The 17,192-nt window shown below is 61.6% G+C and carries 15 protein-coding genes; 4 read left to right on the top strand and 11 right to left on the bottom strand.

Annotation, left to right across the window (positions count from 1 at the left end; translation table 11 throughout):
- Positions 1 to 115: 115 nt before the first annotated feature.
- Entirely contained in the window at positions 116 to 730 is a 615-nt protein-coding gene (locus V6607_RS19760; RefSeq protein ID WP_102369383.1) for a LysE family translocator, read from the bottom strand.
- A gap of 146 nt (positions 731 to 876) precedes the next feature.
- On the opposite strand from V6607_RS19760, the gene V6607_RS19755 reads away from it, so the two are divergent.
- Positions 877 to 1,962 carry a DUF1615 domain-containing protein gene (locus V6607_RS19755; protein WP_087694096.1) on the top strand — a complete coding sequence of 362 codons (1,086 nt, stop codon included), beginning with the start codon at positions 877 to 879 and terminating at the stop codon, positions 1,960 to 1,962.
- Positions 1,963 to 2,055: 93 nt separating this feature from the next.
- A complete protein-coding gene (locus tag V6607_RS19750; RefSeq protein WP_003211628.1) occupies positions 2,056 to 2,475 on the top strand; it encodes a PaaI family thioesterase in 420 nt (139 codons plus the stop codon).
- 60 nt (positions 2,476 to 2,535) lie between these two features.
- On the opposite strand, the gene V6607_RS19745 is transcribed toward V6607_RS19750, so the two are convergent.
- Genes V6607_RS19745 through V6607_RS19735 form a run of 3 tightly spaced genes read right to left on the bottom strand, consistent with a single transcriptional unit; the run spans position 2,536 to position 5,118 of the window.
- The gene (locus tag V6607_RS19745) at positions 2,536 to 3,717 is read right to left on the bottom strand and encodes an acetyl-CoA C-acetyltransferase (protein WP_003211627.1); all 1,182 of its coding nucleotides are present in this window, start codon (positions 3,715 to 3,717) and stop codon (positions 2,536 to 2,538) included.
- 11 nt (positions 3,718 to 3,728) lie between these two features.
- On the bottom strand, positions 3,729 to 4,388 hold the full coding sequence (locus V6607_RS19740) for a CoA transferase subunit B (RefSeq protein ID WP_003211625.1): 660 nt from the start codon (positions 4,386 to 4,388) through the stop codon (positions 3,729 to 3,731).
- Between the two features lie 31 nt (positions 4,389 to 4,419).
- Positions 4,420 to 5,118, bottom strand: a complete 699-nt coding sequence (locus V6607_RS19735; protein WP_008435892.1) for a CoA transferase subunit A — start codon at positions 5,116 to 5,118, stop codon at positions 4,420 to 4,422.
- A gap of 133 nt (positions 5,119 to 5,251) precedes the next feature.
- Here V6607_RS19735 and V6607_RS19730 point away from each other — a divergent pair, with 133 nt between their 5' ends.
- A complete protein-coding gene (locus tag V6607_RS19730; RefSeq protein WP_134326891.1) occupies positions 5,252 to 6,160 on the top strand; it encodes a LysR family transcriptional regulator in 909 nt (302 codons plus the stop codon).
- 64 nt (positions 6,161 to 6,224) lie between these two features.
- Here V6607_RS19730 and V6607_RS19725 read toward each other — a convergent pair whose 3' ends face one another.
- The 6 genes from V6607_RS19725 to V6607_RS19700 form a co-directional block, all read right to left on the bottom strand.
- Entirely contained in the window at positions 6,225 to 6,554 is a 330-nt protein-coding gene (locus tag V6607_RS19725) for a hypothetical protein (RefSeq protein WP_102369380.1), read from the bottom strand.
- A gap of 626 nt (positions 6,555 to 7,180) precedes the next feature.
- Positions 7,181 to 8,029, bottom strand: coding sequence for an NAD-dependent protein deacetylase (locus V6607_RS19720; RefSeq protein WP_134326890.1), 849 nt, complete (start codon positions 8,027 to 8,029; stop codon positions 7,181 to 7,183).
- Positions 8,030 to 8,043: 14 nt separating this feature from the next.
- Positions 8,044 to 8,484 (bottom strand): CBS domain-containing protein, encoded by a 441-nt coding sequence (locus V6607_RS19715; RefSeq protein ID WP_003211614.1) that lies wholly within the window; start codon positions 8,482 to 8,484, stop codon positions 8,044 to 8,046.
- Positions 8,485 to 8,619: 135 nt separating this feature from the next.
- On the bottom strand, positions 8,620 to 10,569 hold the full coding sequence (locus tag V6607_RS19710) for a DNA topoisomerase III (RefSeq protein ID WP_134326889.1): 1,950 nt from the start codon (positions 10,567 to 10,569) through the stop codon (positions 8,620 to 8,622).
- Between the two features lie 235 nt (positions 10,570 to 10,804).
- A complete protein-coding gene (locus tag V6607_RS19705) occupies positions 10,805 to 12,427 on the bottom strand; it encodes an MFS transporter (RefSeq protein ID WP_003211608.1) in 1,623 nt (540 codons plus the stop codon).
- A 192-nt stretch (positions 12,428 to 12,619) separates the two neighbouring features.
- A complete protein-coding gene (locus V6607_RS19700; RefSeq protein WP_134326887.1) occupies positions 12,620 to 14,263 on the bottom strand; it encodes a GMC family oxidoreductase N-terminal domain-containing protein in 1,644 nt (547 codons plus the stop codon).
- A gap of 129 nt (positions 14,264 to 14,392) precedes the next feature.
- Between V6607_RS19700 and V6607_RS19695 the strand changes: the two genes are divergently transcribed.
- Complete coding sequence (locus tag V6607_RS19695; RefSeq protein ID WP_003211603.1) at positions 14,393 to 15,283, top strand: LysR family transcriptional regulator; 891 nt, start codon at positions 14,393 to 14,395, stop codon at positions 15,281 to 15,283.
- On the opposite strand, the gene V6607_RS19690 is transcribed toward V6607_RS19695, so the two are convergent.
- The gene (locus V6607_RS19690; RefSeq protein WP_134326886.1) at positions 15,280 to 17,139 is read right to left on the bottom strand and encodes a DUF3857 domain-containing transglutaminase family protein; all 1,860 of its coding nucleotides are present in this window, start codon (positions 17,137 to 17,139) and stop codon (positions 15,280 to 15,282) included. The two genes, V6607_RS19695 and V6607_RS19690, sit on opposite strands and share 4 nt — an antisense overlap.
- Between the last annotated feature and the right edge of the window lie 53 nt (positions 17,140 to 17,192).

The following is a 17,192-nucleotide window of genomic DNA, read 5'->3' as shown; positions in this document are numbered from 1 at the left end:
GCGAGGGAGCCTGCTCCCGCTGGGGCGCGCAGCGGCCCTGAAAATGGGCCTGCTGCGCAGTCCAGCGGGAGCAAGCTCCCTCGCCACAAGAAGGCTGTTCGCGGCTGCTTGCAACTTAGCGCTGGGCAAATGCCAGGTTCAGCCCCAACCCCGCAAACGCCGCTGCAAAACTGCGGCGCAGCCAGTTCTGTACACGTGGCGATTCGATCACCGCGCGGCGGAACACATTGGCCAGCAGGCCATAAATCACAAACACCGCAAACGTCATCGCCATGAATACACTGCTCAGCAACAGCATTTGCAGGGCCGGTGCGCCCGCGCCCGGGGTGACGAATTGCGGCAGGAACGCCAGGAAGAAAATCGTCAGCTTGGGGTTCAGAATATTCAGCAACAGGCCTCGCACCATCAGGCTGTGGGCGCTGGAAATCGTCGGTGCGTCGTTCATGGCAAAGGCCGAGCGGTCCCGCCAGGTGGCATAGGCGAGGTACAGCAAGTAGGCGGCGCCGGCATACTTGAGGGCTTCGAACGCCAGGGCGCTGGTATGCAGCAGGGCGGACAGCCCAAGCACGGAGGCCAACAAGTGCGGGACGATCCCGGCGGTGCAGCCCAGCGCGGCGAACACACTGGCGCGCTTGCCGGCGGTCAGTCCGGTGGACACGGTGAAGATCACGCCGGTGCCGGGAATGAGCACGACGATCAGGCAGGTGATCAGGAAGTTCAGGCTAAGCATGGCATTCAAACTCCTTGTAGGAACGACGGGAGCCTGATCCTTTCACGTTGCGGTTTTTTTGGCGAGTGCGGCAGGTCGGCGAACCCCGGTTAGACTTACCGGTCGATATCTGCCAAGACTGGCCCATTGTCGCCCAAGGAAGCCCCATGCGTTCATCTCGCCTCATCCTGTGCCTTACCACCTTATTGGTACTGGCCGGCTGCTCCAGCCAGCGCACCCAGCAACTGCCGGAGCGCAGCGAAGCCGAGGTAAAGGCGCAGATCGTGCGGCTGATGCCGGCCAGCGTGCCGGATCGTGGCGGCTGGGCCCAGGACATCTACACCGCCTTCAATACGCAGAAAATCTACCCCAGCACGGAAAACATCTGCGCGGTATTGGCCGTGACCGAGCAGGAGTCCACCTATCAGGTTGACCCGCCGGTACCGAACATGGGCAAGATCGCCCAGGACGAAATCCTGCGCCGCGCCGCTAAAGTCCACGTGCCGGCGGTGCTGGTGCGCACGGCGCTGCAACTGCGCTCGCCCACCGGCAAGTCCTACGCCGAGCGCTTGAACGCTGCGCGCACCGAGCGGGATTTGAGTGGAATCTTTGACGACTTCATCAGTGTCGTGCCCTTGGGCAATACGCTGTTTGGCGGCTTCAACCCGGTGCATACCGCAGGCCCGATGCAGGTCAGCATCGACTTCGCACAGAAGCAGGCCCGGGATTATCCCTACACCGTGGATGGCAGCATCCGCCGGGAAGTGTTTACTCGCCGAGGCGGCATGTACTTTGGTATCACCCATTTGCTGGGTTACCCGGTGCACTACGACCAGATGCTGTACCGCTTCGCCGATTTCAATGCCGGTTGGTACGCCAGCCGCAACGCCGCATTCCAGGCAGCGGTCAGCCGAGTCTCGGGCGCCAATCTGGCGTTGGATGGCGACCTGATCAACTACGGCTCGTTCCTGCCGGGCACCACGGAGCTGGCAGTGCGCTCTCTGGGCAAGGCGCTGGACATGCGCAACCCGAGCATCCGCAGCCAGCTGGAGCAGGGCGAGCGCCTGGATTTTGAAGACACTACCCTGTACCAGCGGGTGTTCGCCCTGGCCGACAAGGCCGCCGGCAAACCGGTGCCGCGGGCGATCCTGCCGGGCATCGTGCTGAAAAGCCCGAAGATCACCCGCAACCTCACCACGGCCTGGTTTGCCAAGCGCGTGGATGAGCGTTATCAGCGCTGCATGAAGCGTTAGGCTTATCACCGGGGATTTACCGGGCTGATGTTGATGGTCCGGATGGCTGCGGTGGGATACACCTCCAGCCTTGTCCCCAAGGAAGAACCTGACATGACTGCCCATGCCATCCCCGAAGGCTTTACCCCGCTGCGTCGCAGCAGCCCACTCCTGGACCTGCTTGGCCCGGTGTATAGCCGAGGTGAAGGCTTGCAGCTGGAAATCGGCCTGCGCGCCGACAACCGCCACGCCAACGGACGCGGCACCGTGCACGGTGGCGTGCTGGCCACCCTGGCGGATGTGGGCATGGGCTACGCCATGGCGTTTTCCAGCGAGCCGCCGCTGCCGTTGATCACGGCGAGCATGACCCTGGACTATCTCGGCGCGGTGCAGGTAGGGGAGTGGGTCGAGGTGCGTCTGGAGCATCACAAGCGCGGGCGGCAGATGGCGTTTGCCACGGTCAGCGTGCAGGTCGGGGAGAAGGTGGTGGTGCGGGCAAATGCGGTGTTTGCGGTGCCCCAGGCGCGGGACTGACCGATAAAGAAAAGGCCCGGTTTTCGTGGAACCGGGCCTTTTCCATGTTGCTCTTTGAAATCAGCTGCGTTCAAGGGCCAGGGCTACACCTTGCCCGCCACCGATGCACAGGGTGGCCAGGCCTTTCTTGGCGTCACGCTTGATCATTTCATGCAGCAGGGTCACCAGCACACGGCAGCCTGACGCGCCAATCGGGTGGCCGATGGCAATCGCGCCGCCGTTGACGTTGACCTTGGCCGCGTCCCATTCCAGCTCTTTGCCCACCGCCAGTGACTGCGCGGCAAAGGCTTCGTTGGCTTCGATCAGGTCCAGGTCGCCCAGGCTCCAGCCGGCCTTGTCCAGGCAGCGGCGGGTGGCCGATACCGGGCCAATGCCCATGATCGCGGGATCGACGCCGGCGTTGGCGTAGCTGGCGATTCGGGCCAGCACTGGCAAGCCGAGCGCCTTGGCTTTGTCCGCGCTCATCAGCAGCACGGCAGCCGCGCCGTCGTTGAGGCTGGATGCGTTGCCGGCGGTGACGGTGCCGTCTTTCTTGAAGGCCGGCTTGAGCTTGGCCAGGGATTCGGCGGTGGTGCCCGCCCGTGGCTGTTCGTCCACGGCGAAGGCCACCGGGTCGCCCTTGCGCTGGGGAATCAGGATCGGCGTGATCTCATCGCTGAAACGCCCGGCTTCAATGGCCGCCGTGGCTTTTTGCTGGGAGGCGGCGGCGAAGGCGTCCTGGGCTTCACGGCTGATGCCGTACTTGTCCACCAGGTTCTCGGCGGTGATGCCCATGTGGTAGTCGTTGAACGCATCCCACAGACCGTCGGTGATCATGCTGTCGATCATCTTCGCATGGCCCATGCGCAGGCCGGTGCGGGCGGCCGGCAATACGTACGGGGCCAGGCTCATGTTCTCCATGCCGCCGGCGATGATTACCTCGGCATCGCCGCAACGGATCGCTTGTGCGCCCAGGTGCAGGGCCTTGAGCCCCGAGCCGCAGACCTTGTTCAGGGTCAGCGCCGGCACGGCGTGGGGCAGGCCGGCGAGGATCGAGGCCTGGCGGGCCGGGTTCTGGCCGCTGCCGGCGGTGAGCACCTGGCCAAGGATCACTTCATCCACGAGTGCCGGGTCGATGCCGGTCTGCTCCAGCAGGCGACGAATCACCGCAGCCCCCAGCTCCGGGGCCGGGATGCTTGCCAGCGAACCTTGGAAGCTGCCCACGGCGGTGCGGGTGGCAGCAACAATCACGACGTCTTGCATGGAATCTGTCCTCACTGGAAGTGCATTTCTGGAACGTGGTCCGGGACGATCAGTTTACCGGCTGTCTTGCTGACGATCTCTTCAACACTGACGCCAGGTGCGCGTTCCTTGAGGACAAAAGCGCCATTTTCGATTTCCAGGTAGGCCAGGTCCGTCAGCACGCGCTTGATGCAGTTGGCACCCGTCAGCGGCAGGCTGCATTGGCTCAGCAACTTGGATTCACCGTCCTTGGACGCGTGGGTCATGATCACGATGATGTTCTCGGCACCGGCCACCAGGTCCATCGCGCCGCCCATGCCCTTGACCAGCTTGCCGGGGATCATCCACGAGGCGATGTTGCCTTGTACATCGACCTCAAACGCGCCGAGCACGGTCAGGTCGACATGGCCGCCGCGAATCATCGCGAAGGATTCGGCCGAGGAGAAGATCGACGCGCCAATGCGCGCGGTGACGGTCTGTTTGCCGGCGTTGATCATGTCGGCATCGATGGTTTCTTCAGTAGGAAACGGACCCATGCCCAGCAGGCCGTTTTCCGACTGCAGCATGACCTCCATGCCTTCTGGGATGTAGTTGGCCACCAGGGTCGGAATGCCGATGCCGAGGTTGACGTAGAAACCGTCCTGCATTTCGCGGGCGACGCGTTGAGCCATTTGTTCGCGGGTAAGAGCCATTTTTTGTCTCCTTATTATTTGGGCTGGTGGATTATTTGCGGAGGGTGCGCTGTTCGATGCGCTTCTCGAAGGTGCCGCAAATGATCCGGTCGACGTAGATCCCTGGGGTGTGGATATGCGCCGGGTCCAGCTCGCCCGGTTCGACGATTTCTTCGACTTCGACCACGGTGATCCTGCCGGCGGTGGCGGCCAGCGGGTTGAAGTTCTGGGCGGTATGGCGATAGATCACATTGCCGAAGTGGTCGGCTTTCCAGCCTTTGACGATGGCGAAGTCGCCGGTGATGGATTCTTCCATCAGGTACGGGCGACCGTTGAACTCGCGGGTTTCCTTGCCTTCAGCGACTGGCGTGCCGACGCCGGTGGCGGTGAAGAAGGCCGGGATGCCGGCACCGCCTGCGCGCAGTTTTTCGGCGAGGGTGCCTTGGGGCGTCAGGACCACTTCGATTTCGCCGCTGAGCAGTTGCTTCTCGAACAGGGCGTTTTCACCGACGTAGGACGCGAAGACCTTGCTGATCTGCTTGCCTTCCAGCAGCAGGCCCAGGCCGAAGCCGTCGACGCCGCAGTTGTTGGAGACCACGGTCAGGTTGCGGGTGCCTTTGCGCTTGATTTCGGCAATGAGGTTTTCCGGGATGCCGCACAGGCCAAAACCACCGGCAAGTACCGTCATGCCATCTTCCAGGCCTGCCAGCGCCTCTTCATAGGACGCTACGCGTTTATCAAAACCTGCCATATGCACCTCTTTTATTGTTTGTGGGCCAGCCATATGAACCGAGTGTTGCGCCGACGGATTGATTTGTTAAGTTGTTTTTTAAGGTTGATTGATTTAAAAAACAGCATAGTCCTCAGCCATCGAGAGAAGCTTCATGACAGTTAAACAGATGCGCGCCTTTCTTGCCGTAGCCCAGACCTTGAGCTTTGCGGCCGCCTGTGAGCGTTTGCATCTTTCCCAGTCGGCCTTGAGCCTGACCATCAAAGGCCTGGAAGAAGGCCTGGGCGGGCGGCTGTTCAGCCGCAATACGCGCAATGTCGCGCTGACTCCCGAAGGAGAATCGCTACTGCCCCTGGCCCGGCGCCTGATCGCCGACTGGGACAATGCCGAGGATGAGTTGCGCCAGCGTTTCACCTTGCAGCGCGGGCGGGTAACAGTGGCGGCGATGCCGTCGTTTGCCGGAAACCTGCTGCCACCGATCCTGAAGATTTTTCGCGCGCGCTATCCCCAGGTCAACGTAACGGTGAATGACGTGATCAACGAGCAGGTGCTGGAAATGGTCCGCGATCGCCAAGTTGAGTTGGGCGTGGCGTTTGAACCGTCGGAAAGCTCATCGCTGGTGTTCACCCCGCTGTATGTGGACCGCTTTGTGGCGGTGGTGCCCGGTGACTCGCCATTGGCACGCCGCTCCGATATCGCCTGGCACACCTTGCTGGAACAACCCTTCATCACCTTGCAGCGCCCGTCCACGGTACGAGTGATGCTTGAAGAACACCTGAAGGCGCTGGACCTGAAGCTGCCCGTAGCCCTGGAGAGCCATCAACTGGCGACGGTGGGCAAGATGGTTGCCAGTGGCTTGGGCGTGAGTGCAGTGCCGGCGTTGTGTGCACGCCAAATGCAGGAAGCAGGCGCCCATTGCATCACCTTGAGCGATCCGGTGATCGAACGGCCGATTGGTGTACTGACCAAGCCCGGCCACGAACTTTCAGCGGCGGCCCAGGCCATGTTTGATATTTTTTGCGATGAAGCGGGGAAGGGGCGTTTTCCGGCGTTGTTGCGATAACCGTCGACCATAAAAAAGCCTGCTCGTTTTAAGCGAGCAGGCTTAAGTGATAAGTGCGTAGTTATCAGCAGTATCTGTCGATCACCTTAACGTGCGAATGGCCTTTAAGGTTCTGCCACTCGGTATTAAGTGTATGGAAGACCTGCTCGATAAAGTTGCGATCGGCGGCGGCTTTCTTGCCGACATAACCCTGGCCGCGGCGGTACATCTTCAGGCGCGCTGCCAGTTCACGGTTATTCCTGTCGAACTCTTCTTCCACGGTGTGGGGCGCCAGGCAGTCAATATGGACCTGGCCCGATTTACCAATCCAGAGGATATGGTCGTCGAGCGTGTCTTTCTGCGCTGCGAACATCTCAGCCAATTCATCGATAGTTGGTTGGTTGTTCAGATTCATGTGTAAGCCCCTTGACCAGTTGGCGATCTCTAGTTGATCCGTTAAAACTACTAAGTTGTCTCCGGCTCAGAAAACCGGGCGTCAGCGACTGTCTGCCGAATACGGGCAGGGTCTTGAACCGATGCATGTAGTCTTGCTGATGACCTGCTACGCAATGGTTTCATAACGAAGACAAGCAGCGTTTGAGCTACTTGTACCGATCCTTTCGGGCCGGTCAGCTTCATCAATCTGCCTTGTGGGCAGTGCACATCCGGAAAAAACAGCTCGGCGGTCAGACGAGCTTGTTCAAAACGCGTGTTACCAACGCTCCCGATCCGGGAGACGCTTGAATCATGCAATTACAAAACGGTTACGTCAACGATTATGTAGTGATTATTTTTGGGCACTACATAAATCCTTGCAGGGCGGGGGTGTGAGCGGAAAACGTGACTTGGGCGTCACTTTTCGTGCGGGCAGGTCGCGGGATCCGGGGGCTTTTTGTGGCGAGGGAGCTTGCTCCCGCTGGGGTGCGAAGCGCCCCCACCAGGCTGACTGCGGTTCTGCAGGAATCATTCGGTTGTCGGTTTTGGGGCCGCTGCGCAGCCCAGCGGGAGCAAGCTCCCTCGCCACAGAAAAGCAGGATTGGGCTATCCCAGGCGTTCTGCCAGCAACGGCAACAAACGTTCGCAGGAGGCTTCGATCTTGAGTTGCAGCAACTCATCGCCCCGTGTCTTGCCCAGATTGATGGCAATCACGGGCTTGCCTTGCTCGACCATCGCCTTGCACAACCGAAACGCTGAATACGCCATCAGCGACGAACCCACCACCAGCAATCCTTCTGCGTCATCCACCGCCGCCATCGCCTTGGCTGCCGTGCCCTGGGCGACGTTCTCACCGAAAAACACCACATCCGGCTTCAACCGTTGCCCACCGCAATGGGGGCAGCGGGGCACCTGAAAACGTCCTTCAAAGGCCGGGTCCAGCAGGGTGTCACCGTCGGGGGCTTGAACAGCATCCACACCCGCCAGGTACGGATTCTCCGCTTCCATTTGGCGCTGGATCAGGTCCCGTTCGCTGGTCTGCTGGCAATCCAGACATAGCACCCGGTGAAGGCTGCCGTGGAGTTCGATCACATCATGGCTGCCAGCCTGATCGTGCAGGGTGTCGACGTTCTGGGTGATCAGCCCGGTAATGCGCTGGCGTTGCTGCAGGGTGGCCAACGCGATATGCGCCGCGTTCGGCTGCGCGACACGCACCCTCGGCCAGCCGAGCATCGCCCGCGCCCAGTAGCGGCGGCGAGCCTGCGGGGTTGCCAGGAACTCCTGGTACATCATCGGTGCCTTGCCCCGGCGCACGCCTTCGCTGTCGCGATAATCGGGAATCCCCGAAGAGGTGCTGATACCCGCACCGGTCAGCACCAGGAAGCGCCGTTCGGCCATGGCCCGGTGCAGGTTGTCGAGCTGGTTATCGACTTGATGTTGCAGGGTATCGAGCATGGGTTCCCCAATGATTATTCGCCGCGAATGTACTGCTCCAGCTGTTTGATCAAGTCGGCCTGTTCGGCAATCGCTTCCTTGACCAGGTCGCCGATGGACAGCAAGCCAAGCAACTCGCCGTTCTCCACCACAGGCAGGTGCCGCAGATGTCGGTCGGTCATGATAGTCATGCAGGTCTCGACAGTCTGGTGAGTGTCGACGGTGATCACCGGTGAATTCATGATCTCGTGGGCTTTGGTCGTCACCGAAGACAATCCATGGAGGATGACCTTACGGGCATAGTCTCGTTCACTGATGATGCCCACCACCTTGCCGTCCTGGAGCACTGGCAAGGCCCCGACGTTTTTCGAAGCCATCACGATCAAGGCCTCAAATACCGTATGGTCGTGGGGGATGGTGTGGACTTGATGGTTATGCTGGTCTTTGGACTTCAGCACTTGGGCAACGGTTTTCATGGAGGCCACTCCGGTGTTGTTATTGTTGGGAGGTTAGCAGGCCCTACAGAATCCTGGATGGCCTGCAGCAGGGCAAGGTCCAAAGCGGCATACATCCCGTCGAAAAACGTCATTGTCGCGATTTCTTAGTGCTTCTCAGCCTTTGTTTGCCGGTTTCGCCGCCCGCTTCGGGCTGGTGGCCGTCTTGCGCTTGGCCGGTTTGCGTTTGTTTTTCCACGGTGTGGCGCCACGTCCGGCCGGGCTGGCCGGGCCGCTGATGGTCAGGCGCATGCCAGTGCAGCGGGTCACCTGTTTGCTCATCCATGCGGCCTGTTTGGCGACGAACTCTTCCAGGCTCATCTCACCGCTTTGCACCATGTCCAACGCCTGTTCCCAGATGGCCGTGGTGCCGGGGTCGGCGATTGCCCGTGGCACTGCATCAATCAGGCTGAACGCGGCAGGCGTTGCCGACAGCGCCTTGCCGTTTTTCACCAGGTAACCGCGATCCAGCAGGCCCTGGATGATCCCGGCGCGGGTGGCTTCGGTGCCGATCCCGGTGGTGTCCTTGAGCTTTTGCTTGAGCAGCGGGTCTTCCACCAGCTTGGCGACGTTTTTCATCGCCTTGATCAGGTCGCCTTCGGTGAAGGGTTTGGGTGGCTGGGTCCACAGGTCCTTGAGGTTGACCTTGGCCACGGCGTAGTCCTGCCCCTGAACCAGTTTTGGCAAGGACTGCGGCGCAGGTGCTTCACGGCCCTTGGCCGGCGCCAATGCTTCCGGCAATGCGCGTTTCCAGCCAGGCTCGACGATGACTTTACCGACAGCCCGCAAGGCTTCACCGGCACAATCGAAATCTGCCTGGGTACGGTCGTACTCGTGGTTGGGCAGGAACTGCGCGAGGTAGCGGGCACGAATCAAGGTGTAGACGGCGCGATGCTTGCCCGTCAATTGCCCGACATCCTTGCCGGCGCCGGTGGGAATGATGCCGTGGTGAGCGCTGACCTTGGCGTCGTTCCAGGCCCGGGAGCGCCGCTTCGGGTCGATGTGTGGCATCAATTCATTCACCGCCGGATCGGCCCGCCCCAGCGCCGCGAGGATTTTCGGCGCGTCGCCGTGCTGGCTCAGGGGCAGGTAGCCGCAATCGCTGCGGGGGTAAGTGATGACCTTGTGGGTTTCGTAGAGCGACTGGGCAACATCCAGGGTTTCCTGGGCGCCGAGGCCAAGCTTTTTCGAGCAGATTTCCTGCAGGGTGCCGAGGTCGAAGGGCAGGGGCGCGACGTCGCGCATGCGCTCGGTACGCAGTTTGACCAGCCGGGCGCTGGCGGCGTTGCTCATGGCATTGGCGGCGTCCCGGGCAAGCTGCGGATTGAGGCAGCGGCCCTGATCGTCACAGGCGTCTTCGGTCGCGCGCCATTGCGCAGTGAAGGTTATGTTGTCGTGGAGCAGATCCACATCGATGGCCCAATAAGCGACGGGTACAAAGTCGGCAATGCTGCGGTCCCGGTCTACTACCAACCGCAGGGTCGGGGTTTGCACACGCCCAACCGGCAACACACCCTGATAACCGGACTGTTGGCCCAGCAGGGTAAACAGGCGGCTCATGTTCATCCCGATCAGCCAGTCGGCGCGGGAGCGGCCAAGGGCCGAATGGTAGAGGCTGAAGGTTTCAGCACCGGGCTTCAACGAGGCCAGGGCCTTGCGGATCGACGCGTCGTCGAGCGCCGAGAGCCATAGCCGCTGGATGGGGCCGCGATAACGGCAATGTTCCACCAGCTCACGGGCGATCATCTCGCCCTCACGGTCGGCATCGGTGGCGATCACCAGTTCCTGGGCTTCCCCCAGCAGGCGCTTGACTGCCTTGAACTGGCTGGCGGTCTTGGGCTTGACCAGCATCTTCCACTTCTCGGGAATGATTGGCAGGTCGGCCAGCACCCAGCGCTTGTACTTGGCGTCGTAGCTGTCGGGCGGGGCGGTTTCCAGCAGGTGGCCGATGCACCAGGTCACCGTCACGCCTGAGCCCAGCCAGCAACCGTCGCCACGCCGGGTCGCGCCGAGCACGGCGGCGATATCCTTGGCCTGGGACGGTTTTTCACAGAGGAACAGCCGCATGGTCACCACATTCGCTACGCAATTGAATGGGGAGCAGGATGGGCAATAAATCAGAATTGGGCAACTTTTATCTGGATGGATATACAGCAATTTGTGTGTCTGGTGCTAAACCCAATGTGGGAGCGGGCTTGCTCGCGAATGCAGTGTATCAGTCAACCTATCCGGCGACTGACACCCCGCTTTCGCGAGCAAGCCCGCTCCCACACTGAAACTCCAGCGTCGGCCGGATCGACGTTTAGTTATTGTCGATATCGACGTTCTTGGTCTCTTTCAGGCAAATCAGCCCCACGATCAGGCTCACCCCGGTAATGACCACCGGGTACCACAGCCCATAGAAAATATCCCCGGTGTACACCACCAGCGCAAACGACACCGTCGGCAGGAAGCCACCAAACCAGCCATTCCCGATGTGGTATGGCAGCGACAGCGAGGTGTAGCGGATGCGTGTCGGGAACAGCTCCACCATCAGCGCTGCCAGCGGGCCGTAGCACATGGCGGCGATCAGGATCAGCGCGACGATCAGCACCACCACCATGGTTTTGTTGACTTGGGCCACATCAGCCGATTGCGGATAACCCGCCAGGGTCACCGCGCCTTTCAGGGCGGCTTCGTCGTAACCGTCGATACGCACATCACCCACGCTCACCTGCACCGCGCTGCCCGCCGGGGCGGCCGCGCTTTCGTACGGCAGGCCCTGTTTCACCAGGAAGGTCTTGACCTTGTCGCAGGGGCTGTCAAAACGCGCCTTGCCCACCGGGTCGAACTGGAAGGTGCAGGTGGCCGGGTCTGCCAATACGGTGATCGGCGACTGGCGGCTGGCGTGGTCCATCGCCGGGTTGGTGTAGTGCGCCAGGCCCTTGAAGATCGGGAAGTACAGCGCGGTGGCCAGCAGCAGGCCGACCATCAACACCGGCTTGCGCCCCAGCTTGTCCGAAAGCCAGCCGAAGAAGATGAAGAACGGCGCACCAATCACCACGCTGATGATCAGCAGCATGTTGGCCAGTGCCGGATCCATCTTCAAAAACTGTGTGAGGAAGAACAGCACATAAAACTGCGCGGCATAGAACGTCACTGCCTGGCCGGCGTTGATGCTGAACAGCGCAATCAGCACGATCTTGAGGTTTTCCCATTTGCCGAAGGATTCGCGGATCGGCGCCTTGCTGGCCTTGCCTTCCTCTTTCATTTTCAGGAACGCCGGCGACTCGTGCAGGCTCAGGCGGATCCAGGTGGAGATGCCCAACAGCACGATCGACAGCAGGAACGGCAGGCGCCAGCCCCACACTTCGAATTGGTCGCCGGTGAAGTAACGGCACGCCAGCACCACCAGCAGCGACAGCAGCAGGCCGAGGGTCGCGGTGGATTGAATCCAGCTGGTGTGGAAGCCGCGTTTGCCCGCCGGGGCGTGCTCGGCCACATAGGTGGCTGCGCCGCCGTACTCGCCGCCCAGCGCCAGGCCCTGGAGCATGCGCAGCGCGACTAGGATGATCGGTGCGGCAATGCCGATGCTCGAATAGGTCGGCAGCAGGCCGACGCAGAAAGTCGCCAGGCCCATCAGGATGATGGTGGCGAGGAAGGTGTACTTGCGCCCGATCATGTCACCCAGCCGACCGAACACCAGCGCGCCGAACGGGCGCACCACAAAGCCGGCGGCGAAGGCCATCAGGGCAAAGATAAACGCCGTGGTGTCGTTGACCCCGGCAAAGAACTGCTTGCTGATCACCGCCGCGAGGGCGCCGTAGAGGAAGAAGTCATACCACTCGAACACCGTCCCGAGGGAGGAGGCGAAGATGACTTTCTGCGTGTCGTTGCTGTCTCGCGCCTTGGTGGCGGAGCCCAGGGGTTGAGCGTGTTCTGACATTTGGGTAGCCCTCACAGTGATTATTTATTGTTGTTCCACTGTCGGCGCCAGTTTCAGCGCCGCTATTCCACTGTAGGAGCGAGCTTGCTCGCGAAAAACGTCAACGATAACGCGTGCATTCTGGATTAACGCGGTGTCTTTGCGTTCTTCGCGAGCAAGCCCGCTCCCACAGGTCTAGCCGGTAAGGTAAGTTCAAGCCGGTAAGGTCAGTTCTTTCTCCGGGGCGAGGCTCCTTGTGTTCGGCGAAAGGATAAGCTGCGCGGCTTTTTCCGCGATCATCAGCGTCGGTGAGCAGGTGTTGCCTGAAGTGATGCGTGGCATGACCGACGCGTCGGCAATGCGCAGGCCGGGAACCCCGTGCACTCGCAGTTGGGCGTCGACCACCGCGTCCTTGTCGCTGCCCATGCGGCAGGTGCCCACCGGATGGAAAATCGTGGTGCCAATGCGGGCGGCGGCTTCCTGCAGTTGTTCGTCCGTCTGCAGTTCTGCGCCGGGCAGGTACTCCACCGGGTTGAATTGCTTCAGGGCCGGCGCCGAGACGATGCGTCGGGTCAGGCGAATGGCGTCGGCGGCCACCCGCAGGTCTTCCGGATGGCTGAGGTAGTTGGGGCGGATCAGCGGTGCGTCTGCCGGGTTGGCCGAGCGAATGTCGATGCGGCCACGGCTTTGCGGGCGCAAGTCGCACACCGAAGCGGTGAAGGCCGGGAACCCGTGCAGTGGTTCGCCAAAGCGCTCCAGGGACAGCGGTTGCACGTGGTATTCGAGGTTGGCCGACGTCTGCTCCGGCCCGGAGCGGGCAAACGCGCCAAGCTGGCTGGGGGCCATGGACAACGGGCCGCTGCGGTCGTACAGGTAGCGCAGGCCCATGCCCATCTTGCCCCACACGGTGCCGGCGATCTGGTTCAGGGTGCGGGCGTTTTCCAGCTTGTAGATCAGGCGCAGTTGCAGGTGATCCTGCAGGTTGCCGCCCACTCCGGGTAACTCGTGCAGCACATCGATGCCCAAAGGCTTGAGCACGCTGGAGGGGCCGATACCGGAGCGTTGCAGGATGCCCGGCGAACCGACGGAGCCGGCGCACAGGATGATTTCCTTGCGCGCCCGCCACGTGACTGGCTGGCCATGCTGGCGAGCAACCACCGCCGCCGCGCGGCCGTTCTCCAGGAGTACGCGGTCGACTTCAACCTCGGTCATCACCGTCAGGTTGGGCCGCTGGCGGATCGGTTTGAGAAACGCCTTGGCCGCATTCCAGCGCACGCCGGATTTCTGATTGACCTGGAAATAGCCACAGCCTTCGTTGTCGCCCTGGTTGAAGTCGCTGATGCTCTCGATACCACTCTGCTGCGCGGCATCGCGAAATGCGTCGAGGATCGGCCAGTGCAGGCGCTGTTGTTCAACCCGCCACTCTCCGCCATCGCTGTGGAATTCCGAGGCGCCGGCAAAATGGTTTTCGCTTTGCTTGAACAGTGGCAGCACATCTTTCCAGGCCCAGCCGGGATTGTCCTCGGCCCAGCCGTCGTAATCCCGGGCCTGGCCGCGCATGTAGATCATGCCGTTGATCGACGAACAACCGCCCAGCACCTTGCCCCGTGGATAGCTCAGCGCACGGCCTTGCAGGCCTTCCTGGGCTTCGGTCTTGAAGCACCAGTCGGTGCGTGGGTTGCCGATGCAGAACAGGTAGCCGACGGGAATATGGATCCAGGGGTAGTTATCGCGACCGCCTGCTTCAAGCAGCAACACGCGATGGGCAGGGTTGGCAGACAGTCGATTGGCCAGCAGGCAGCCCGCCGGGCCGGCGCCTACCACCACGTAATCGTATTCAGCAGCTGCAGAATGCATCTGTGACCTCGCTTGTTTTTCTTATTGGTCCCATCCTAGTTGTTAGTTTTCGTCTTAAAAATGTTAGTTTTTACCCAGCTGCTGTGCGTTTTTAGACAACGCTGCTGTTCAGGGGAAGAAGGGGAAGGCATGTTCGACTGGAATGATCTGCGGTTCTTTCTTGAGTTACAGCGTAGCGGACGCTTGCTCACGGCGGCGCAACGCCTGAAAACCACCCACGCCACCGTGGCCCGGCACATCGAGGCCATCGAGAAAAGCCTGGGCACTGCGCTGTTCGTGCAGCACGCCCAGGGTTACGAACTCACGCCCTCCGGCGAAGCCCTGCTCAAACATGCCGAAGCCATGGAAAACGTGGCGCTGCTGGCCGAAGAAGAACTGACTCATTCCGCCGCGCCCCTGGGCAAGATCCGCCTGGGGGTGGCCGAGGGTTTGGGCGTGATGTTCCTGGCCAGTCGCATGGGCGGCCTGTTCGAACGCTACCCGGGCCTGGAAGTGGAACTGCTGGCAGTGCCACGGTTTGTCAGCATCCTCAACCGCGAAGCGGAAATCAGCATCCACCTCGAACGCCCCAGCGTCGACCAACTGGTGACCCGCAAACTCACCGACTACCGCCTGGCGCTCTACGCCAGCCGCAGCTACCTGGACCGCACACCGCCGATTGAAAAACGCGAGGACCTGGCGGTGCACGCCTGGATCGATTACGTCGATGATTTGCTGTTCAGCCAGGAATTGAAATTCCTCAGCAGCTTCTGCCGCAACCCCAAAGTGGTGTTCCACAGCACCAGCGTGATCGCCCAGCACCAGGCGGCGCGCTCGGGGTTGGGAATTGCCGTATTGCCGTGCTTCATGGCGGCGAGCGACCCGGACCTGGTGCCGCTGCTGCCGGCGGAGAGCATCCAGCGCAGCTACTGGATCAGCTCCCGGCGCGAGTTGCACAAGTCGGTGAGGTTGCGGGTGTTGTGGGATTACCTGGTGGAACTCTGCGCGCGGGAGCAAGGGGTTTTGCTGGGGGAGGGTTAGAGCTTCACCACCTGATGCACCTGCTCACCACAGGCACGGATCTCCTTGATCATCTTTTCAAACGGTGCGCTGACAATTTCATCGTGGGTCAGCCAGCGTATTTTCTGCGTCAGGACGTAGTGATAACGCCAGTCGCCCTTGACGCGCTCACCCGTCAGGTCCAGGTCGTACCACGGCGAGCGTACCTGGCAAGCCTTGATGTCCTTGTCGATCTGCCCACCCGACAGTGTGATGGTGTAATCCAGCGTCTCGGGGTTGCCTATGTACAAGTCGGCCAGTTGCCCATTGCGGCGGTAGTTGAGCAGACCGTCCCATTTCTCTTGCAGCAAGGCATCGTTGTAGATGTGGTCGTTGCCCAGCGGTTCCAGGGGCCGCATGTCCGTCAGGGTGGCGCTGACCTTGTAGCTGGCCGGGATCAAGAAGGCGGTGGCGGGGCGCTCGACCTGGCAGTCGGTGATCTGTTTGCCGAAGTTGTCGCAGATGTTCTGGTCGCTGGCGGTGGCGCCTTGCTGGCGGTCGGCGACGCTCAGTTGCATCAGCGGCATGCCGCGAAAATCAACGGTGGCCGAGACCCGGGCGGTGCCCTGGGCGTCGAAGCGCTCCTGTTTGTCGAGGATCAACGTGGGGGCGGCGGGTTGCAGCGGGATGTGTTCTTCACGTACCTGGCCCTCGGCGTTGGTCACCAGCACCCAGCGGTCCTGGATGTCGGGCAGGGTCTGGCCGGGGGCGAAGATCGGGTTGGTCGGGTCCAGCCACCACACCTGGCCATCGACTTCGGCGCGGACGATGGCGTGGTTCGGCGCGCCGGTACCGGGAATCAGCAGCGGGTTAACCACATCGCCGCGGCTGACCCAGGCCGGTTCGGCCTTGATCCCGCTGGCCTTGAGCATGGCGGCCAGCAGCGTCGAAAGGTCTTTGCAGTCGCCGTAGCCGTGCTGCTCGATCTCCGCCAGGCTGAAGGGCACATAGCCGCGATCCGAGGCGCGCCAGTCGCCCAAGTAACGATAGTGGTCGTTGATGTGCTGCATCAGGCCGGCCACCTGTTGTGCCGGTGGCAAGCCGCGAACGGCGGCCACGGCGGCGGCGCCCTGGGGCGGCAGCTTGGCGCCGAGGATCTGGTTGTAGCGTTCGGCAAAGCCGCCGAAGTACTGCTGGCGATCCAGGGAGCTGCCGACTTCGATACGCGGGGCGTGGCGTATGTAGGCGTTGGCGGATTCGTTGATGTAGCTGAGGTAGGTCGGGGCCTTTTGCACCACGTCCAGGGTCTTGCGATTGGCCGATGGCGTAATGCTGAAACCCTCCATCAATTCGCTGCGCCACTCGATCGGCCGCTCGGCGGTGAAGCGTGCCTTGAAGTGGTCGCGCCGTGCGGCGTTGGGGCCGAACTGCAAGGCGTAGTAGAACTCGGTCATCAGCGGTTTGGCCGGGTGATGTTCGCGCACCGTGTAGCGGATTTGCGTGCCGACCCGCAGGTTGGGAAACGCCAGCGAGGTCTGTTTTTCCCGGGAGAAACCCTGGTCCGGGTTGGGGGCGGTGCGGGTGTCGATTTGCGTCGGGTCCAGGGGCACAGGTTTGCCGCCGGGCTGGGTGGACTCGGCCTTGATCAGTTCGAAGCCGTCTTCTTCCTGGTAGCTGAAGTCGATCCGCGAGAGCATTTCGCGGCCGCTTGGCTTGAGGATGGTGTAGTGAAAGCGGGTAGTGCAGTCGACGCTGGCGTCGCGGTTGAAGTGGCAATGCAGCTCGGTGTCGCTGGCCAGTGGGGCTTCGGCCATTGGTTGCAGGGCGGCAAGCGCGCTGTGACTGGCAAGCCCCCAGCTGATGCAGATCAGGGGACGGTAAAACGAAAAACGGAGCATGGGCGCCTCAGGTGGAACATTGACACAAGTACCCTAGGGGTACCGAGAAGGCG

Origin of the sequence: Pseudomonas sp. KK18 (assembly GCF_037094675.1) — a bacterium.
GTDB lineage: Bacteria > Pseudomonadota > Gammaproteobacteria > Pseudomonadales > Pseudomonadaceae > Aquipseudomonas.
Note: the sequence above shows the minus strand (reverse complement) of the source record. Positions and strands in the feature narration are given on the sequence as shown.

Bases quoted from the DNA above. Each gene is read 5' to 3' on its own strand.
- V6607_RS19740 (WP_003211625.1), bottom strand. From the start codon at position 4,388: ATGGCTCTTACCCGCGAACAAATGGCTCAACGCGTCGCCCGCGAAATG.
- V6607_RS19750 (WP_003211628.1), top strand. From the start codon at position 2,056: ATGACTGCCCATGCCATCCCCGAAGGCTTTACCCCGCTGCGTCGCAGC.
- V6607_RS19720 (WP_134326890.1), bottom strand. From the start codon at position 8,029: ATGCTCGATACCCTGCAACATCAAGTCGATAACCAGCTCGACAACCTG.
- V6607_RS19715 (WP_003211614.1), bottom strand. From the start codon at position 8,484: ATGAAAACCGTTGCCCAAGTGCTGAAGTCCAAAGACCAGCATAACCAT.
- V6607_RS19690 (WP_134326886.1), bottom strand. From the start codon at position 17,139: ATGCTCCGTTTTTCGTTTTACCGTCCCCTGATCTGCATCAGCTGGGGG.
- V6607_RS19705 (WP_003211608.1), bottom strand. From the start codon at position 12,427: ATGTCAGAACACGCTCAACCCCTGGGCTCCGCCACCAAGGCGCGAGAC.
- V6607_RS19745 (WP_003211627.1), bottom strand. From the start codon at position 3,717: ATGCAAGACGTCGTGATTGTTGCTGCCACCCGCACCGCCGTGGGCAGC.
- V6607_RS19755 (WP_087694096.1), top strand. From the start codon at position 877: ATGCGTTCATCTCGCCTCATCCTGTGCCTTACCACCTTATTGGTACTG.
- V6607_RS19730 (WP_134326891.1), top strand. From the start codon at position 5,252: ATGACAGTTAAACAGATGCGCGCCTTTCTTGCCGTAGCCCAGACCTTG.
- V6607_RS19735 (WP_008435892.1), bottom strand. From the start codon at position 5,118: ATGGCAGGTTTTGATAAACGCGTAGCGTCCTATGAAGAGGCGCTGGCA.
- V6607_RS19695 (WP_003211603.1), top strand. From the start codon at position 14,393: ATGTTCGACTGGAATGATCTGCGGTTCTTTCTTGAGTTACAGCGTAGC.
- V6607_RS19725 (WP_102369380.1), bottom strand. From the start codon at position 6,554: ATGAATCTGAACAACCAACCAACTATCGATGAATTGGCTGAGATGTTC.
- V6607_RS19760 (WP_102369383.1), bottom strand. From the start codon at position 730: ATGCTTAGCCTGAACTTCCTGATCACCTGCCTGATCGTCGTGCTCATT.
- V6607_RS19710 (WP_134326889.1), bottom strand. From the start codon at position 10,569: ATGCGGCTGTTCCTCTGTGAAAAACCGTCCCAGGCCAAGGATATCGCC.
- V6607_RS19700 (WP_134326887.1), bottom strand. From the start codon at position 14,263: ATGCATTCTGCAGCTGCTGAATACGATTACGTGGTGGTAGGCGCCGGC.